The organism is Paenibacillus sp. FSL H8-0315 (genome assembly GCF_038005365.1).
Taxonomy (GTDB): domain Bacteria; phylum Bacillota; class Bacilli; order Paenibacillales; family Paenibacillaceae; genus Paenibacillus_AQ; species Paenibacillus_AQ odorifer.
Genome location: NZ_JBBOTA010000001.1, coordinates 1,728,330 through 1,747,466, shown reverse-complemented (window position 1 = coordinate 1,747,466; position 19,137 = coordinate 1,728,330). Strand labels below are relative to the sequence as shown.

General features: G+C 48.9%; 15 protein-coding genes. All 15 read left to right on the top strand.

Annotation, left to right across the window (positions count from 1 at the left end; all coding sequences use genetic code 11):
- The first annotated feature begins 1 nt into the window (after position 1).
- The 15 genes from addA to MHB56_RS07505 all read left to right on the top strand — a co-directional run bounded on the left by addA (position 2) and on the right by MHB56_RS07505 (position 19,122).
- Complete coding sequence (gene addA, locus MHB56_RS07575; protein ID WP_341144360.1) at positions 2 to 4,045, top strand: helicase-exonuclease AddAB subunit AddA; 4,044 nt, start codon at positions 2 to 4, stop codon at positions 4,043 to 4,045.
- A 40-nt stretch (positions 4,046 to 4,085) separates the two neighbouring features.
- Positions 4,086 to 5,267, top strand: coding sequence for an exonuclease SbcCD subunit D (locus tag MHB56_RS07570; protein WP_340011038.1), 1,182 nt, complete (start codon positions 4,086 to 4,088; stop codon positions 5,265 to 5,267).
- A gap of 1 nt (position 5,268) precedes the next feature.
- Entirely contained in the window at positions 5,269 to 8,685 is a 3,417-nt protein-coding gene (locus MHB56_RS07565) for an AAA family ATPase (protein ID WP_341143437.1), read from the top strand.
- A gap of 354 nt (positions 8,686 to 9,039) precedes the next feature.
- On the top strand, positions 9,040 to 9,399 hold the full coding sequence (locus MHB56_RS07560) for a histidine triad nucleotide-binding protein (protein WP_036683863.1): 360 nt from the start codon (positions 9,040 to 9,042) through the stop codon (positions 9,397 to 9,399).
- A 139-nt stretch (positions 9,400 to 9,538) separates the two neighbouring features.
- A complete protein-coding gene (gene rpsU / locus MHB56_RS07555) occupies positions 9,539 to 9,712 on the top strand; it encodes a 30S ribosomal protein S21 (protein WP_036657994.1) in 174 nt (57 codons plus the stop codon).
- Positions 9,713 to 9,727: 15 nt separating this feature from the next.
- Entirely contained in the window at positions 9,728 to 10,171 is a 444-nt protein-coding gene (locus MHB56_RS07550; protein WP_036683862.1) for a GatB/YqeY domain-containing protein, read from the top strand.
- A 118-nt stretch (positions 10,172 to 10,289) separates the two neighbouring features.
- Complete coding sequence (locus MHB56_RS07545) at positions 10,290 to 11,675, top strand: NfeD family protein (RefSeq protein ID WP_076306383.1); 1,386 nt, start codon at positions 10,290 to 10,292, stop codon at positions 11,673 to 11,675.
- Between the two features lie 55 nt (positions 11,676 to 11,730).
- Positions 11,731 to 12,735 carry a flotillin-like protein FloA gene (gene floA, locus MHB56_RS07540; protein WP_036683849.1) on the top strand — a complete coding sequence of 335 codons (1,005 nt, stop codon included), beginning with the start codon at positions 11,731 to 11,733 and terminating at the stop codon, positions 12,733 to 12,735.
- Between the two features lie 18 nt (positions 12,736 to 12,753).
- Positions 12,754 to 13,332: a hypothetical protein gene (locus MHB56_RS07535; RefSeq protein WP_076306384.1), complete on the top strand. Its 579-nt coding sequence runs from the start codon at positions 12,754 to 12,756 to the stop codon at positions 13,330 to 13,332.
- 172 nt (positions 13,333 to 13,504) lie between these two features.
- A complete protein-coding gene (gene yqfC, locus MHB56_RS07530; RefSeq protein ID WP_036683844.1) occupies positions 13,505 to 13,798 on the top strand; it encodes a sporulation protein YqfC in 294 nt (97 codons plus the stop codon).
- The gene (gene yqfD / locus MHB56_RS07525; protein ID WP_076128997.1) at positions 13,795 to 14,976 is read left to right on the top strand and encodes a sporulation protein YqfD; all 1,182 of its coding nucleotides are present in this window, start codon (positions 13,795 to 13,797) and stop codon (positions 14,974 to 14,976) included. The genes yqfC and yqfD overlap by 4 nt, the downstream gene beginning before the upstream one ends.
- 15 nt (positions 14,977 to 14,991) lie before the next feature.
- Complete coding sequence (locus tag MHB56_RS07520) at positions 14,992 to 15,963, top strand: PhoH family protein (RefSeq protein ID WP_036683834.1); 972 nt, start codon at positions 14,992 to 14,994, stop codon at positions 15,961 to 15,963.
- 14 nt (positions 15,964 to 15,977) lie between these two features.
- The gene (locus MHB56_RS07515; RefSeq protein ID WP_076185262.1) at positions 15,978 to 18,233 is read left to right on the top strand and encodes an HD family phosphohydrolase; all 2,256 of its coding nucleotides are present in this window, start codon (positions 15,978 to 15,980) and stop codon (positions 18,231 to 18,233) included.
- Positions 18,230 to 18,727: an rRNA maturation RNase YbeY gene (gene ybeY / locus MHB56_RS07510; RefSeq protein WP_076185261.1), complete on the top strand. Its 498-nt coding sequence runs from the start codon at positions 18,230 to 18,232 to the stop codon at positions 18,725 to 18,727. The genes MHB56_RS07515 and ybeY overlap by 4 nt, the downstream gene beginning before the upstream one ends.
- Positions 18,727 to 19,122, top strand: coding sequence for a diacylglycerol kinase family protein (locus tag MHB56_RS07505; protein ID WP_076129003.1), 396 nt, complete (start codon positions 18,727 to 18,729; stop codon positions 19,120 to 19,122). Before ybeY ends, MHB56_RS07505 begins: the two co-directional genes overlap by 1 nt.
- The last annotated feature ends 15 nt before the right edge of the window (positions 19,123 to 19,137 follow it).

Below are 19,137 nucleotides of genomic sequence, written 5' to 3'. Positions count from 1 at the left end.
TATGAAGGCTGAAATAGAAGCGAAACCGGAAGGAAGTATATGGAGTGATGACCAGTGGCGCGCCATTGCGGAGAGCGGTGATGACATCCTCGTTGCTGCGGCAGCAGGTTCCGGCAAGACGGCGGTGCTGGTAGAACGGATTATTCGAAAGATCAGTAAGGAAGAGAACGGCTTCAGTGTAGACAGGCTACTAGTAGCCACGTTTACCAAAGCTGCGGCTGCCGAAATGCGGCAGCGGATCAGGGAAGCCCTTGATCGGGAGCTGGAGGAGAACGGGGAGAACAACCATTTGCGCCGTCAGCTATCCCTGCTGGGCAAAGCTTCGATTACAACGTTGCACTCCTTCTGTCTGGAAGTGATCCGGCGTTATTATCAAATGATTCCGATTGATCCGGGTTTCCGCATATTAAATGAGCATGAAGCGGAGATGATGCGGCAGGAGCTGCTCGAAGAGTTGCTGGAGGAAAAGTACGGTGAGGTAGGTGCGGATGGCGAGGATAGCATATTTGTGCAGCTCGCTGATTGGTTCAGTGGTGAACGCAGTGATGATGCAGTGCATGCGCTCATACAGCGATTGCATGATTACGCCCGCAGCCATCCTTGGCCAGCGCAATGGCTCCGTGATACTGCAGCTGATTTCTCATTGCCAGACACCGAAAGTCTGGGTGGAACGCCATGGGTGCTGAGCATTCTTGAAGAAGCGAAGCTGACACTTGCGGGTGCAGCCAGTCAGCTGATGCAAGGCCGGGAGATTGCACTACAACCGGGTGGTCCGGCACCCTATGCTGAGAATTTAACCACTGATCTTGAGATGGTAAATGCACTGCAGGATGCCGTTAACGAACGACCTTGGGCAGAATTATATGATATTTTTATGGAAGTATATTTTGGAAAATTAAAGGCTTGTAAGAAGGATTCGACAGATCCTGGACTGCAGGAGATGGTGAAGGAACTGCGCGACAGTGTGAAGAAGAGTATTTTAGATCTTCAGAAAGCATTGTTTGGCCGTCCGCCTGAGGTTTTTTTGAAAGAGCTGAACGAAGCGGCTCCACTGATGGCAGAGCTTGCAGAGACAGTGATAGCATTCGGTGAACGTTATAGAATTGAAAAAGCAGGAAGAGGTCTAGTCGACTTCAGTGATTTGGAGCATTATTGTCTGCAAATTCTACGCCATCCGGACTCTACGCCCGGTCATTCCCTGCCTTCTGATGCAGCTATGGAATACCGTGCTCAATTCGATGAGGTTCTGCTGGATGAGTATCAGGATACGAATAGTGTGCAAGAGGAGATTGTGCGGCTAATATCCCGTGAAACACCCGGTAACCGGTTTATGGTCGGAGATATGAAGCAAAGTATCTATCGATTCCGTCTGGCGGAGCCGGGGCTATTCCTGGATAAATACCGCAGCTTTGGCTCACACCCAATCGATGATCCATCTGAAATTACTAATGAATCGTCTAGCGGTTCGGTTATCGATCTGGCCCGTAATTTTCGCAGTCGCATGGAGGTTGTGAATGCCGTTAATATGATCTTCCGGCAGATTATGAATGAGACGGTAGCGGAGATTAATTATGACGAACGCGCTGAGCTTGTTTACGGAGCGAATTTCCCAGGTGCAGCAGAGAAGGGCCCTGATACCTTTTTTGCACCGGAGTTATTATTGATAGATCGTGGTTCAACAGCAGGGAAGTCAGAAGAGACTTCTGAAGACGGTGAGGCGCCACTTCAGGAGAGTGAAGCCATTGAGAGCGAGACGGCGCAGCTGGAAGCACGGGCAATTGCCCGGCGTATTTCACAAATGACGGGGATGACCGGTGGATCGCCGCTGCTTATCTACGATAAGGGACTCAAGATTATGCGCCCGGTTATTTACGGTGATATCGTAATCCTGCTTCGCTCGGCAAGAATCTGGACCCCTCTAATCATCGAAGAGCTTCGGATGGAAGGAATCCCTGCTTATGGTGATCTGAATAAAGGTTATTTTGAAGCTACAGAAGTGGAAATTGCACTCTCCCTCTTAAAAATAGTTGATAATCCTCAGCAGGACATTCCGCTGGCTGGCGTACTTCGTTCACCTGTGGTCGGATTAACGGAAGAAGAATTGGCTACGGTGCGTATGTGTAGTCAGGGTCCTTATTTTCAAGCAGTACAGATGGCGGTGGATATGCAATATGCAAAAGAGGCTGAAGAAGAGTATGACCTCTTCTCGGCTCATGTGATTGAATCCGCAAGCACCGTCGAGAATAATGTTTTACCTGATAAAGATCTGCCGCAGATCAGTCCAGAACTGAAGCGCAAGCTTAGACATTTCCTAGAACAGCTGGAAAGCTGGAGAAATGCGGCTAGACAAGGTAGTCTCAGTGAGCTGATCTGGCGTATCTATGGGGAGAGCGGCTATCTGGAATGGGTTGGAGGACTGCCTGGAGGCTCGCAGCGCCAGAACAATCTTAAAGCTTTGTATGATCGGGCTGTGCAATTTGAGAATGACACCGCAGCGCGTGGATTGTTCCGTTTTCTGGTGTTCATTTCACGGCTTCGTGAGAACGGCGGAGATCTGGGTGTAGCTGGCGGTGGCGGTGAAGAAGGCAATGGCGTCAGAATCATGACCATCCATAAATCCAAAGGGCTGGAGTTCCCTGTTGTTTTTGTAGCCGGGATGGCAAAACAGTTCAATCGACAAGATTTGCATTCGCCATTTCTTATGCACAAAGAGCTTGGCTTTGGGCCGCGTTTTGTGGAACGGGAAACGCGAGTTAGCTACCCAACACTTCCTTATCTGGCTATTAACCGGCGTACACGGCTTGAATTATTAGCGGAGGAGATGCGTGTATTATATGTAGCGTTAACTCGTCCGAGAGATAAAATGATTCTAGTAGGCACTGTAAGAGATTTGCCGCGCAAAATCGCTAGCTGGAGCAGCGTACAGAACCGGGATGAGCTGCTGCTTGCAGATCATCTGCTGGCCCGAGGGCGCAGCTATTTGGACTGGGTTGGACCGGCATTGATCCGGCACCCTGCGGCGGCGATTCTTCGTAAGCTGGGCGGTTCAGAAGGTACCGTCTCCACGGTGCTGCACAACGATGTCTCCAACTGGAGCATCAGTGTGCAAAATGCTTCCGAACTTAATTCTGGGGCGTTCCTGCCAACGGATCAGACTGAGGAGAAGGTAGAGGAACGGCAAGTTGTACTCGAAGCACTGCATAAGGGTGAAGCTGTAAATATATATGAAACAGAGACTAGCGATGAAATTGCTAGAAGACTGGAATGGAATTATCCGTATGCGGCAGCCTCAGGTATTCCGGCTAAAACTTCTGTTACGGAGTTAAAAGCGTTGTTGTCGTTGCAGGAGCAGCCCTCTTTTGATCTGCTGGAAGAAGGCAATTCTACAACCTCAATAGAAACCGATAAACGTCCAAGTGTTGCAGGTGCGGACAGTCTTCATTTGCGGCGTCCGAAATTTATGGAAAAACGCAGTCTAACCCCAGCGGAACGCGGGACAGCATACCATACAGTCATGCAGCATATTCCGCTGGAGGGTTCAGTTGATCCTAGGGTTGTGGAAGAAACCTTAGCCCGACTCCAGAGAGTGGCTATTCTAACTGCTGAGCAGGTGGAGGCTGTAGCTCCCGATCAGATAGAAGCTTTTTATACTATTGAACTGGGACGTAGATTAATAGCTTCTTCTTGGAAGCTTAGAGAAATGCCGTTCAGTTATATGGTTCCCGCAGGTGAGGCTTATCGAGGGCTCGATTATATGAATGAGGCCGTCTCGGAGCTTTCCCCTGAGAACAATAAGGAAGGCTTTAGTGAGGCTGTGCTAATTCAAGGGGTCATTGACTGCCTGTTCCGTGAAGAGGACCGGATTATTCTGCTAGACTATAAGACGGACTCTGTATTAGAACATCAGGGCGGCTTAGAGGCACTTAAGGAAAAATATCGTTTTCAGCTAGAGTTATACAGCAAGGCATTACATGATATTTTGGGAGAACCGATCGGCGAGATTTGGCTGTACTTTTTTGACGGCGATCATGCTGTGAAATTATAAATTATTCATTGCCGCATAGGAGCGGGGAAAGAGGACGAAGATGCGGATATTGCATACGGGGGATTGGCACTTGGGCCGTACGCTGGAGGGAAGAAGCCGCCAGAAGGAGCAAGAGCAGTTCATAGATGAATTGGTGGAGATCGCCGATTTTCATAAGGCGGATTTGATTATGATGGCGGGAGATGTGTACGATTCCGTTAATCCGCCAGCGGCTTCGGAGCAATTATTCTATGAGGCTGCTGCCAGGCTGACTTCAGGGGGCAGGCCCCTTGTGGTGATTGCCGGCAATCATGACCAACCGGAGCGCGTATCTTCAGTCTCCCCGCTTGTATTAAGGCAGGGGATTACCTTGGTAGGACTTCCAACCTCAGAGCCAGTGACAGTTCATGCTGCGCGGACAGGTGAGATTGCCAAAATCGCAGCCCTTCCCTATCCCTCTGAGGCACGTCTCGGTGAGTTGCTTGCTGGGGACAGCGGGGAAGAGGAGCTTCGACTAGCTTACAGCGCACGGGTAGGCAAACTTATGCAACTGTTGGGACGGGAATTTACGCCACAAACCGTGAATTTGGCGATGAGCCATATTTATGTGCTTGGAGGTGTAGAGAGTGATTCGGAACGCCCGATTCAGGTGGGCGGGGCTTACACTGTAGACCCTTCTGCTTTATCCTGTGGAGCGCAATATACTGCACTAGGCCATCTTCATCGCGCTCAGCGTGTAAAAGGGGAAGGGATGATCCGTTATAGCGGATCCCCGCTGGCATATAGCTTTTCGGAAGCAGGACAAGCCAAGTCGGTGACGCTGATTGATGTTGCGCCGGGCGGTGAGCCGACCTTCGAAGAAATCTATCTTCGCTGTGGGCGTCCACTTGTAAGATGGAGCTCTACGGGGGGATTGCAAGAGGTATATAACTGGTTGGATGAATGTAGAGATGCTACCGCTTTTATAGATTTGGAGATTCGGCTCAGTGAAGCTATGTCGATGAATGATATTCAGCGCCTGCGTAAATCACGTGAGGGGATCATTCATATTCGTCCGATTTATCCGCAAATGGAGCTGGAGCTCGAACAAATTTCCCGTTCACGTATGCCTGTACAAGAATTGTTCCGTAAATTCTATCAGCGCCAGACGGGCGGGGCGGAGCCGGAGGATCGTTTGATTGAGCTGTTCTTACAGCTAACCGAAGAAGAACGGCAGCAGCCGGAGGAAGGAGAGGAGAACTAAGGTGAAGCCTATTTTATTAAAAGTGGCAGGATTGCAGAGTTATAGAGAAATGCAGGAAATAGATTTTGAAAGTCTGTGTGAGACCGGGCTGTTTGGGATTTTTGGACCTACGGGCAGCGGCAAGTCCAGTTTGCTGGATGCTATTACTTTGGCAATGTACGGCAAAGTGGAGCGCGCCGTTAATGGAACACAGGGGATTATGAATCACTCTGAGGATTCACTCAGCGTGGCGTTTACCTTTGAGCTCACTTCTTCCGCTGGGGCACATCGTTATCGCGTTGAACGTAAGTTCAAGCGGACAGGTGAGCAAACAGTTAGTAACACCATTAGCCGTTTCATTGAAGTTACACCTGACGGGGATAACGTTATGGCGGATAAACTCGCAGATGTTACACGTTGTGTGGAAGAGCATATTGGGCTCAAAATGGATGACTTCACGCGAGCAGTTGTATTGCCGCAGGGGAAATTCGCCGAATTCTTATCGCTTCGGGGCGTAGACCGCCGACAAATGCTGCAGCGCCTGTTCCATTTGGAACAGTATGGCGATCAGCTTGCGTTGAAGCTTAGCCGACGGGTGAAGGAGAATGAGGCTGCGCTCCGCGCATTCGAAGCGGAGCAGCAGGGGCTTGGCAGCGCAGGCAAAGAGGATGTAAAGGCAGCGGCGGAGCGCCTCGAACAAGCAGCCCAGCATGCTGCGGAATGCCGCCGCAAGCTGGAGGCGGCGCTGCAGGTCGCGGAGCGTTTCACGCGCATTCGCGAGCTGCAAGAGGAACGGACCCGCCGCGAATTGCAGCGGCAGGGACTGCTCTCCAAGGAGGAGGAGATTCTCCTCCTTGAACGGAAGCTCGGCCAAGCTGACGAGGCCGAGGCTAGGCTTCCCGCGCTGAAAGCATGGCGAAGCGCGGAAGACGCCTTCAAGAGCCGATTGACCCGCGCGGAGGGTCAAGAGGTGCTGGCCGCCGCTGCCGAGCAGGAGGCGGCGCATGCCGCTGCGGCCGCGGCTGCTGCGCAGGCCGCGCTTGCGGCGGAAGAGCCGGCCCTCCGGCAAGGGGCCGACACCTACCGCCGCGCGCTCGAGCTCGAGTCCGAGCTCGGCGCCCTGCGGCGCGAACTCGCGGCTCTGCGCGAGCGCCGCGAAGAGGCCTCCCGCAAGCTGACGGAGCTGCGGGAGGGCATGGCCCGGGAGCGTGAGCTTTTGGCCAAGGGCCAAAAGCGCCAGCAAGAGCTGCAGCAGAGCTTGCAGCCGCTCGGTGTCCGCTCCCAGGAGCGGCAGTCTCTGCAAGAAGCGATGCAGAGACTGCAAGGGCTGCACTCCGCTGAATCCCAGTGGGATAAGGCGGAGAAGGAGCGCCGCGAGCGTGCCGCTGCACTCGCGGCTGCGCAGGCGCGCCTCGCGGAGGCCGAGGGCCGTCGCGGGCAGCAGGAAGCTTCTCGCGGGCAGCTGATCCGCGAGGCGGCGATGCATCAAGAGAAGCTGCTGGCGACAGAAGAAGCTGCGTGCACCGCAGCAGAAAGTCTGGAGCAACATATCAGTTCTTTGGAAGCAGCCCTCAAGGGGCATGAGTTGCACAGACTCTCGCTTGGATTGGCTAAAGAATTGGAAGCAGGACAACCTTGCCCTGTATGTGGCAGCGAACACCACCCGGCCCCTGCTGTATTGCAGGATAACGTAGAGCAACAGGAACTGGAGATAAAGCTTCAACAGGCTCGGGTGTTGTCCAGACGTGCTTTGGAAGCACGCCATATGTTCCGTGGTCTGCGGGAGCAGGACCTGGTTTGGCTGGAGCAGGTGTTTGGTGATGGAGCTTTTGATACGGTAAATGATCCTGCAGCGGCAGGCTCAGAAGTCAGCACTGCCGAGGTTTCCTCTACCGATATGTCCATCCCGGATGAAAAAGCTTTGGCAGAACTTGATGCTGCATTTTTAGCATTAAAAAGCCAGTCTGGAGAACTGCGCCGTACAGCGATACAGTGGCAGCAATCGATGCAGGAAGTTCAGCAGCTATGCCTCAAAGAAGCAGCGGGTGCCGAAGGTGAGCGAAGCTGGGTAGAAGGCCTAACCGCCAAAGCCGAGGAACTGAGTGGCCAACTAACCGCTTTGCGGCAGAACTGGGTACAGCAGTTCCCTGATTTGGCACCGGAAGAGGTAGAAAAAGCTTATCGTGAGCTGTTAGCCAAGGATGCTCAAGCTGAGGAAATTAGATCCCGACTGGAAATCAGTGTCAAGTTTCTGGATGAGAAAAGCGCTTCGGTGCAGAATCTTCAGGAGACCATCACCGGAATCGATAAAGAGCTTACTCAGTGGAATACACAGATGGAAGGCAAAGAAGAATTGCAGCGTGAAAAAGAACGGCGTCTTTTAGAGTGGACTAATGGCCGCGCTGCTGCCCCTCTTCTAGCAGAGTGTGAGCGTCGTCTGCAGGAATTGTTAGCAGCTGTGGAGACCAGCCAACGATTACATCTCACGGCAGCGGAAAAAGCGCAGCATGAGATCAAGGAGGCAGCGATTACCCGCCAGGCTGCAGAATCTGCTCGAGAGCATTATGTGACTTCAAGCCATCTGTGGGAGCAAAGCTTAACCTCTTCACCTTTTAGTTCCGCCGCTGAGGTTGAAGGAGCAGCTCTCGCACCTGAAGAGCGGGAAATTTCTTCTTCTCGGGTACGTGCCCATCGTGCGCAAGAAGCTGAAGTCTCATTGCAGCTGCGCAATATTGAAGAGAAGCTTGACGGAGCCAGCTTAAGTGAAGAGGAGTGGCAAGTTAGCCAGGAAAGCTTAAGCGTGTGTAAGTCAGAGGATGAAATGTCGCTGCAAGCAAGAGCGCGCGCAGAGCGAGATCTGGAGGATCTGCGGCATCGGCATATTCGCTGGATGGAGCTCGAAGTCCAGCGGCTAGAACATGCTTCTCTACAGGATCATTTGTCCAAATTGCAGACGGTTTTACGTGGAAATGCTTTTGTTGAGTATATTGCGGAGGAACAATTAATGCAGGTATGCCAGTCTGCTTCCCAGCGGCTTCGTTTCCTGAGCAAACAGCGTTATGCGCTGGAGGTTGATTCGGGTGGTGGCTTTGTAATTCGTGATGATGGAAACGGTGGTGTAAGAAGACCGGTCTCCACGCTTTCCGGCGGAGAGACGTTCTTAACTTCCTTGTCACTTGCACTTGCTCTTTCGGCACAGATTCAGCTGCGGGGACAGTATCCATTGCAATTTTTCTTTTTGGACGAAGGCTTTGGTACGCTGGATCCGGAATTGCTCGATACGGTAATTACCTCACTGGAAAGACTGCATAACGACCAACTGTCTGTCGGCATTATCAGCCATGTTCCAGAGCTTCGGGCACGACTGCCACGCAAGCTGGTAGTAGTACCTGCTGAACAGGGTGGAGGGGGATCTCGGATCCTGTTGGAAAAAATGTGAAGATCTATAATGTGTGTGATTCTTATCACAGATACAGTATCAACGCGCTGTTATAATACAGCTAAGCCGACATTACTTTAGAAACACCTCGGCGGACGTATGGCAGGGAATGAACTCCTTTTCATACGTCCGCCGCCGAATCAGCTTTATAAGCTGTGAAGGGTGTTTCTCTTTTTTTTGTCTTTTTTAGGCCTAACGGTGTTGATATTTTTATTTAATGGTTCATTCTGTAACAGATACAGTTTAGGGCAGATTATGCTGAGTTTGCTTGCTGCTTTCGTAATTGATGATTATCCTGTATGATTATCTTATGATGAAGTGGAATTTCACCAATTTTTAGGAGGCAAGCACTCTATGGAGACCGTGTTTAGCAAAATTATTGAGGGTACTATTCCTTCCAAAAAAGTATTTGAGAATGAACGTATTCTTGCATTTTACGACATCGAGCCGGCTGCACCGGTACATGTGTTGATCATTCCCAAGAAGTTCATTGCTTCAATGAATGATGTTACACCTGAGGATCTTCCGCTAATTGCTGAAATCCACAGTGTAGCCCAACAGATCGCCAAAGACCTTGGAATTGCTGAGTCTGGTTATCGTTTAATCAATAATTGCGGACCTGATAGTGGACAAGCTGTGCCTCATCTTCATTATCACCTGCTGGGTGGAGCCAAGCTGGGTGCGCTCACTGGAAACTCAGCTTCGCACGCATAGCATAATCATTTAATGTTGAAGAACTTGCCAGAAAAAAGAATAGCACGAAGGTTGACACGTTATTTCCGTTTGACCTATAATGGAGTTTGATAAACCGTGTTATGCTCTTGGACGGTATGGTCGGAGGGAGGGGAAACCTGTGTCTGAAACGAAAGTTCGCAAAAACGAGACAATTGATGCTGCACTTCGTCGCTTTAAACGTTCCATCGCAAAAGATGGTGTCTTGGCTGAGGTGAAGAAACGCAAACATTACGAAAAGCCGAGCGTTAAGAAAAAGCTGAAGTCTGAGGCTGCTCGTAAGAGAAAGTTTTAGGAGGATTACCCACGCATGAATCTTAGCGAGAGATTGAACGAAGATATGAAGCAAGCGATGAAGAGTAAGGACAAGTTCACGCTCTCCACGATTCGAATGGTTCGTTCTACAATAAAGTATCTTGAAATAGATCTGAAGAGAACATTGGACGACAACGAAGTGCTTGATATCCTTAGTCGTGAAATCAAACAGCGCAAAGATGCCCTCCAAGAATTTGAATCAGCGGGTCGCGACGAGCTTGCCGCGAGTACAAAAGCAGAAATCGAGATTATTATTAAATATCTTCCCGAGCAACTTTCCGAAGAAGAAATTAAAGTAATTGTACAGCAGACCATCCAGGAAACCGGTGCTTCTTCGAAGAGCGAAATGGGGAAGGTCATGAGCGCACTGATGCCTAAGGTCAAAGGTCGCGCTGATGGTAAACTCGTGAACCAGGCGGTTCTGCAATTTCTGCAATAATATAGCACTAGCACCCCTTGCAAAAGGGGTGCTTTTCTATGTTATGAAACGTAAATCCAATTTCAGCGTATTAAGGGTTATGAGTTCTGGGTCAAGCTAAAGAAGGGAGGTAAAATCATTGAGAAGATTACGGAAAATACTGTTAGCTAGCATTCCTGTGGTCCTGCTGTTACTCCTCCTGACACCCTTTGCAACGAATGTAAGCGCTGACGGGGCAGCCCCGAAAACACCGGGGGTTACGAACAGTGAGCTGAAAAAAGGTCCCGTGTTTATTATTCCGGTAGATCAAAAGATTGAACGGGGTTTGCAAAGCTTTTTGGAAAGAGGATTTGAAGAAGCCGCTAATTATGGAGCAGTCCTTATTCTACTAGAGGTCGATACACCTGGAGGGCTGGTGAAATCGGCAGAAGAGATTGGGACGATGGTAAGAGAGAGTGAAATACCAACAGCTGCCTATATTAAAGGTGATGCCGCTTCTGCAGGCAGTTACATAGCACTTAATGCAGGTGCAATAATCATGAAGCCGGGCAGTATGATCGGCTCCGCTTCCTTGGTAGACATGAATGGTCAAAAAGTCGATGATGCCAAAATGATATCCTACTGGAGATCTAAAATGATCGGCGCTGCTGCTCTGAATGATCGTGATCCAGACATTGCTGCTGGAATGGTGGATAATAATTTGGTCGTGGATAAGCCAGAGCTTGGAGTGACTAAGACACAGGGAGAAATCATTGCCTTGTCTAGTGAAGAAGCTTTAAAAGCTGGTTACGCTGATCAAATTACAGATACCCCTGAAGAGGCAATTCAGTGGCTTGGATATACTACAGACGACATCTTTCGCGTAGAGCATACCGGTGCGGAAAAAATGTCGCAATTTCTGACCAATCCGATTATTATGACGATTCTGCTGTTCATTGGGATTACAGGCGTTGTCATTGAACTGATTGTTCCAGGCTTTGGTGCGCCAGGAATTATCGGGACGTTGGCTTTTGTGTTATATTTCTTCGGCAACTATGTTGCAGGATTCGCCGGAGCGGAAACTTGGCTCTTGTTTATCATTGGGCTTGTCATGCTTGTGCTGGAGCTCTTTGTGCCTAGCTTCGGAATATTGGGGCTCCTAGGTTCTGTCAGCCTTGTAGCGGGTGTTGTACGAGCTGCTTACAGCTATAAGCATGCACTGCTCAGTCTAGGTATCTCTTTCGTAGCTGCGACTATAGTTGTAGTAATTGTTGCGGTCATTTTTAAAGAACGAGGGATATGGAACAGATTTATTTTGAAGGAAAGCCTTACTAAAGATCAGGGATTTGTGCCTGTAGAAGAGAAGCTTAGCTTATTAGGCGCTACAGGAACCAGTATTACTCCACTTCGTCCCTCAGGAACAGCTATGATAGGCGGCGAACGAGTGGATGTTGTTACAGAAGGTAGTTTTATTAGTGCTAATGCACCGGTCTCTGTTATTAAAGTAGAGGGCGGACGGATTGTTGTGAAAGAAATCAAGGAATAAGGTAAACACTGGAACCAATAATAGTTCTACAACAAATTTACGGAGGTTATATAGTATGGGTGAAGCATCTTTGATTCCTATTCTGTTCATCGCGGTAGTGGTGATTATTGTATTGAGCGTGTTTTTAAGTTTCTTCCCGGTTATGCTCTGGATTTCAGCATTAGCATCGGGCGTTAGAATCAGTATTATTACGCTGGTGGCGATGAGACTGCGTCGTGTAACCCCAAGTCGTATCGTTAACCCAATGATTAAAGCGACTAAGGCAGGTCTTGGACTGAACATTAATCAACTGGAGAGTCACTATCTCGCAGGTGGTAACGTAGACCGTGTTGTTAATGCGCTTATTGCAGCACAACGTGCAGATATTCCTTTGGAATTTACTCGCGCAGCAGCCATTGATCTTGCAGGTCGTGATGTGCTGCAGGCTGTGCAAATGAGCGTTAACCCTCGTGTAATTGAGACACCGGTTGTTGCGGCTGTTGCTAAGAACGGGATTGAAGTTAAGGTAAAAGCGCGCGTAACTGTTCGTGCCAATATCGACCGCCTCGTGGGTGGTGCGGGTGAAGAAACGATTATTGCCCGTGTTGGTGAAGGGATTGTAACGACAGTAGGTTCGAGTGATTCCCATAAAGATGTCCTTGAGAACCCGGATTTGATTTCGCGGACGGTATTGTCCAAAGGTCTGGACTCAGGTACTGCTTTTGAGATCCTCTCCATTGATATTGCGGATATCGATGTAGGCAAGAACATCGGTGCTTATCTACAAACCGAGCAAGCAGAAGCAGATAAACGCATTGCCCAAGCCAAAGCGGAAGAGCGCAGAGCGATGGCTGTCGCTCACGAGCAAGAGATGAAGGCGCGCGTAGTAGAGATGAAGGCGCTTGTTGTGGAAGCTGAATCTCAGGTGCCTATGGCAATGGCTGAGGCGCTCAGAAATGGCCAAATCGGCGTGATGGATTATATGAATATCAAAAACATCGAGGCAGATACCCAAATGCGGGGCTCTCTCGGCAAAATGAATGATCAGGACGACAATAACCGTCCTAACAATAATAAATAAAAGGGGATGTGAATCTCCATGAGCTGGATCTATATTATTGCGGTTATTATATTCGCGATCGTATCCAATGTGAATAAAGCAACTAAAAACAAGCCCAAAGGAGCTCCTCGCGGGGGAATGCCCACTTTTGGGGGCGGAGAGGATTCTCCGCTCCGCCGGGTAAAACGCCCGGATATCGATGGAGGGCGCCAAGCGGAGTCTGGCAGTGGATTTCCTGCTCCTGTTAGCACCTCTTCCCGGCAGTCGAGGTCAGAGGATAACCGGGAGTATGATGCCTCTCCTGCCTTTCCAGAACCCGCGTATATACCAACTCCAGATTATTCTACTGGAGAAGGAATGTCTTTGGAGCATGCCGATGACGGAGTTGAATTACGCACACAAAGAATGCAAGAAGAGGTACGGCGCCTTCAATCTGCTTTTGACGGGATAGCGGGTGCAGATACCAAAAGATCAAATAAGATTAAGAACACAAACTCACCCTCTGCGGGAGACCAGACACATGGAACAGGGAGTCGTGACGACCTGCGAAATGGTGTAGTCTGGGCAGAGATTCTGGGACCACCGCGTTCTCGTCAGCCGCATTCCACCCGAAGATAATATTTACGGATCATAGTAACAATAAAGCCTCGGTTTCCTATCTTTACGATAGGTTGCCGGGGCTTTTTTTGCTTTTTTCACACTAGAAGGGTCCTCCTTTGTTACTTCTTCTCATAAAAAAAAGCGTTGCCGCATAAGGTGTACAGAAGGCAGGAAGGGGGAACGTCTACTTATGACCCGTATTGGCCGCAGGCTGCGGGGATGGACAAACGGGGTACTGGATCTACCACAGGACTTATTACAGGAAATGCCCCGGATCACCCTGATCGGCAATAAGGAACTGCATATTGAGAATCATCGCGGCGTGCTGCATTTTTCCTCTGGTCAGCTTAAGCTCGCGTTAGCTAAAGGATCGCTTGAAATCACAGGCGAGGGACTTGTCATCCGAAATATTCTAGGCCAGGAATTGGCTGTAGAAGGCGTTATCGGGGAGATCAGATATAACGAAAGCGAGGAGAGATCATGAAGGAGCCACCTCTGTCATCACTGCGGGGGTTCGTTACACTGCATGTGACGGGACCTCAGGTGGAGCGATTTATTAATTTCATTTCTGAAGCAGGAATCATGATTTGGGATGTGAGGCCCGCTGAGGGCGGCGCTTCCCTTAAGCTGCTTCTGGATGATTTTTATGTCCTCCGGCCGATTTTAAAAAAGACAGGCTGTCGTATGCACGTAACCGGTAGAAGCGGACTTCCATTTCTTATGGCGCGGCTGTGGAAAAGGAAATTTTTTGGCATAGGTATTTTAATGTTTGGAATTACACTTTTTATGTTATCTACGATGGTATGGAGTATTAGAGTCGAAGGGAATGAAAAAATTGCTTCTGAGGATATATTGGCTGCCGCTCGCCAGGAGGGTGTGTATCCTTTTCAGTGGATATGGCGTCTGGAGGAGCCGGACAAGCTCTCTAAGGGGCTGCTGGCCCATTTACCGGGTGTTTCTTGGATAGGGCTGCAACGGACGGGGACGAGCATCAAAATTCAGGTTGTAGAGGCTAAACAGCCCGATATCAAACCTTTGCTTAGCCAACGGCATTTAATTAGCCGAACAGATGCGGTGGTAACAGAAATATATGCGGAGCAGGGCAGACCGGTAGTAGCGCGTAATTCGCGTGTGAAAAAAGGGGATATCCTGATTTCCGGTGCTCTTGGAGACGAAGAAAATGTAGAGTATGTGGTAGCCAAGGGTGAGGTTAAGGGGTTGGTTTGGCATGAGTACAATATCGAGGTTCCGCTTGAAACAACCAATAGCACCTACACTGGGGAGCGTAAGGATCGCACCTATCTCGTGTTGGGGAAATGGGCTATTCAGCTGTGGGGTTATGGCAAATCCTCCTTTGAGAATTCAAAGACGCTCACAGAGCATGATCCGCTATCTTGGCGCTCTATTGAGCTGCCGCTGGGCCTGATGACTGAGAAAGAAATGGAGATCAATGAAACAAAGGATACGATAACTCCAGAAGCTGGAGTAGCGAGGGGAATTGAGCGGGCGAAGAATGATATTTTAGCTCGATATGGTGTTGATAGCGTCATCAAAAGTCAAAAAGTTTTGCATGAGAAGAAAGAGAATGGTAAAGTTTATATGAAAGTGATCTTTGAAGTAGAAGAAAAAATTTCCGAAGAACTGCCAATAGTAAACAATTGAGGAGAATGAGGCTACTTGTCAGAACAGACTGCAAGCATTCGTATATCTTTGCAAAATGCGGGAGAAGCGCAATCGCTGTTTGGCCCGCAGGATGGATTCTTAAAAATCATCGAGAGTGAAATTCCCGCCATTATTGATTCGCGTGAAGCAGAGCTAACGATTCGTGGAGCTGAGCGGGAAGTAGACATGCTGGGGCAATTGTTTAATGTGCTACTGTCCCTCATTCGGAGCGGTTACATACTTACTGAACGTGATGTGCAGTACGCTGTGGAACTGGCGAAAGATTTTCGTGCTGATCAATTGCTCGATTTGTTCAAAGGAGAAATTACTACAACTTTTCGCGGAAAGCCTATCCGTGTCAAAACGGTCGGCCAGAAGCATTATGTGACAACGATCAAGAAGCGTGATATTGTATTCGGAATCGGTCCTGCAGGAACGGGGAAGACCTACTTGGCAGTGGTGCTTGCAGTTACGGCACTGAAAGAAGGTTCGGTTAAGCGTATTGTTCTTACGCGTCCCGCAGTAGAAGCAGGAGAGAGTCTAGGATTCCTTCCAGGGGATTTGCAAGAAAAGGTAGATCCATATCTGCGTCCGCTTTATGATGCATTATACGACGTTATGGGGCCCGATCAGGTGGCTAAGGCACTTGAACGGGGATTGATTGAGATTGCTCCGCTGGCTTATATGCGCGGACGTACATTGGATGATTCATTTATCATCTTGGATGAAGCGCAGAATACAACACCTGAGCAAATGAAAATGTTCCTGACTCGACTCGGCTTCGGGTCCAAAATGGTGATTACAGGTGACGTTACCCAGATTGACCTGCCCCGCGGCAAGAAATCCGGTTTGATTGAAGCCAAAGCGATTTTATCCGGCATAGAAGAACTTGGCTTTGTCTACTTCGCGGAACAGGATGTAGTACGGCATTCCCTGGTGCAGAAAATTATCGTTGCCTATGACCGCTCTGCCGAAAACCTCCAATAAAGGGGATTGTCTTCATGGCTTCAAAGCAACCATCTAAATTAAGCGGATTTGTATATACGAACAACGGATGGAAGTATAGCGCAGTGACACGCTATGCTCTTTTCCTGTTACTCGGACTAGTGTTCTACTTCAGCTTGTCGCCAGAATTGCTACCTAAGAAATATGATATTAAAGAGAATACTTACAGTGCAAAGGAAATAACGGCACCGAAACAAATTAAGGACACCAAAGCTACGTTAAAAGCGGCTGAGGAAGCGGCCGAAAGCGTATCTCCCAAGTACAAAATTATCCCGATGAGGGCAGACAACCTAGTGACCTCGCTGCTGGATCGGATAGATCGTCTCAATCAGGATGATCTGATCTCGCAAAGCGATAAGACGGGGATTTATCGTGATGAAATCCCGCAGAGAGCCAGCGATTTCATCTTGAATTTCGTAGCTTCCAATCGGGGCAGCGCTACATATTCAGATCACCTCTTGGATGAAATGCAATCTGTCATCAAAGAGCAGACCTATGTCATTCCGGAAGAGACTTACATTAAGATTCCGCGCCTGACCTCTCAGGACATTATCGAGATGAAGCCTGTCGCCCGAGATATTGTAACTAGGCTGATGAATGATCAGATTACGGATGCGCAGACCGCTCGCGCCAAGGTAGCGGAACAGGTCAGTATTAGTTCTCTAAGCCAGCGTACAGCGCGTGAGGTTGTTCAGGAGCTTGTGCGTCTTGTGATCACAAGTAACAAGTTCTACGATGAGGATGCTACCAAGGAAGCAAAGGTACAAGCCCGGGAGAACACACCTGATGTATTCATTGAGCAAGGGGACACGCTTGTTGCTAAGGGGCAGCTAATTACTCCAGAGCTCTACACTCTTTTGGATGAGAATGGACTACTAAGCAATGAGGTGAATTACTGGCCACAGTTAGGCCTATTGATTCTCTCTGCGATGCTCTCCGTCGGTTTGCTTGCGTTCATTCGTTATTCAGGCGGCACCTCAGGCTTTAAGTACAACAATTCTCAGCTATTGATGCTGGTGCTTGTATTTGTTATAACTATTATCTCTATGCGGCTGGCCGCTGTTTTGCAGACCGATGTCCGATCTTATATCGGATTCCTGGCACCGGTGGCGATTGGCGCAATGTTAATTGCAATGCTTCTGGACATGCCTTTGGCCTATTTTTGCTCCATTCTATTCAGTGTACTGGCGAGTGTTATTTTGAATGTGCAGCAGAACTCAATCTTTGATTTTAACTTTGGTTTCTTTGCTATCGTGGTTTCGTACGTGGCTATCTTTGCGACTCACCGTGCGGGTCAACGCTCCACGCTCCTTAAAGGCGGGATTATGGTATCGCTTTTTGGCTGTCTGACAGTCTTTATGCAGATACTGTTAGGTGGAGGAGCATGGAAAGAGGTAGGTACCTTGTATTCGGTTGGTTTTGCTTTTGCAGGGGGACTATTGACGGCTGTACTTGTGATTGGGCTAATGCCTTTTTTCGAGGCGACCTTTGGTATTCTATCGGCATTGAAGCTGGTAGAATTGTCTAATCCAAACCACCCGCTGCTGCGGAAGCTGCTTACCGAAACGCCGGGAACCTATCACCATAGTGTAATGGTAGGTAACCTGTCAGAAGCTGCCGCGGAAGCGATTGGAGCAGATGGCTTATTATGCCGGGTTGGATCGTATTATCATGATATTGGTAAAACAAAACGTCCGTTTTATTTTATCGAGAATCAAAATAATATGGAAAATCCACATGACTCTATTGAACCGAAGCTTAGTAAATCTATCATCGTTGCCCACGCCCGTGACGGGGTGGAAATGCAACGAGAATATAAGCTGCCAAAACCAATCCGTGACATTGCGGAGCAGCATCATGGAACAACGTTCCTGCATTATTTTTACCATAAGGCACTGAAGCTGGCGGAAGAAAAAGGTGTCGAGCCTGATTTTACCGAGGAAGATTTCCGTTATCCTGGACCGAAAGCCCAGTCGAAGGAAGCAGCCGTTGTGGGAATTGCCGACAGTGTCGAGGCTGCAGTAAGATCATTGCGTAAGCCAACTGTTCTGCAGGTGGAAACGATGATTGAGAAGATTATTAAAAGTCGACTGGATGATCATCAGTTTGACGAATGTGATTTGACGATTAAAGAATTGGATATTATTGCACGGACTCTGAAGGAGACGGTTATGGGAATTTTCCATTCACGGATCGAATACCCAGAAGATGTGCGTAAGCCGAAAAAAGAGGAAGGGGCACCTAACCCATGAGTTTGGAGATCGTTTGGGATAACGAGCAGGAAGAATACGAGATAAAGGACGATCTCATTACGCTGCTGGAGAGCATTTTGCAAAAAGCAGGTGAAGCGGAAGGGATCGATCGGGGCGAGGTAGCTCTTACTTTTGTCGATAACGTTCGTATACATGAGTTGAATTTGGAATATCGGGGAATTGACCGTCCGACGGACGTGCTTTCTTTTGCTATGAATGAAAGCGGAGAGGACGAGCTGGACATTATATACGAGATAGAGGAAGGCGAGGCGCTGGAAGATGTTCCAGACGTACTTGGGGATATAATCATTTCCGTAACTCGTGCGCAGGAGCAGGCGCTGGAATATGGTCATTCACTGGAACGAGAGCTTGGTTTTCTTTTCGTTCACGGATTTCTGCATTTGTTAGGATATGATCATCAGGATGAAGCCTCAGAAGCAGAGATGATGTCCAAGCAAGAACAAGTACTATCTCAGGTTGGGTTGACGCGCTAATGGTGAAGAACACGGCGGTAGGGCACAAGAAGTTCTGGCACTCTTTTCGGTTTGCATCGCAAGGCTTAGTGTCGGCATTCAAATCCGAGCTTAACATGAAGGTGCATTGCTGTTTAGCGGTGGTTGTGCTAATAGCCGCTGCCGTGTTCAGACTTCCGCTGGCCAGTTGGATGTTGCTGCTGTTCTCGATCACGCTTGTCCTAACTGCCGAATTGCTCAATACGGCGATTGAAGCGACGGTTGATCTGATCTCGCCAGAGATTCATCCACTGGCTAAGAGAGCAAAAGATACCGCCGCAGGAGCTGTGCTTCTCACGGCGGTGTTTGCTGTCTTAGTTGGGATCTATGTTTTTTATCACCCTGTGATGGACTGGATTAGCGGACTTATGTCATAATCAGGATACAAAATC